The organism is Vibrio methylphosphonaticus (assembly GCF_023634655.1).
Lineage (GTDB): Bacteria > Pseudomonadota > Gammaproteobacteria > Enterobacterales > Vibrionaceae > Vibrio > Vibrio methylphosphonaticus.
The window spans coordinates 1-225 of sequence record NZ_JAMKMS010000101.1; the positions used below are offsets into that span (position 1 = coordinate 1).

The window sequence follows — 225 nt, forward strand, 5'->3', positions numbered from 1 at the left end:
GCCAAATGAGAACTTCTCTGGTGAGGTCAGCTTTGACGTAGTGATTACGGATGAAGAAGGCGCTACCGCTGAAACCAACGCTGGATTGACGGTCATTGAAGTGAATGATCCGCCAGTCGCGGGGCCTACATCCTATACCATTGATGAAGACAGTGTACTGACATTCAATGAATCTCAAGTCCTCGCCAATGCCTCCGACATCGAAGGTGACGTGTCACTGGTTGG

Annotated in this window: 1 protein-coding gene; it reads left to right on the plus strand. The window is 50.2% G+C overall.

Features of this window, described 5'->3' with window-relative positions:
• The coding region (locus tag M9196_RS23425; RefSeq protein ID WP_250619904.1) for a cadherin-like domain-containing protein at positions 1 to 225 on the plus strand (225 nt) is incomplete at both ends.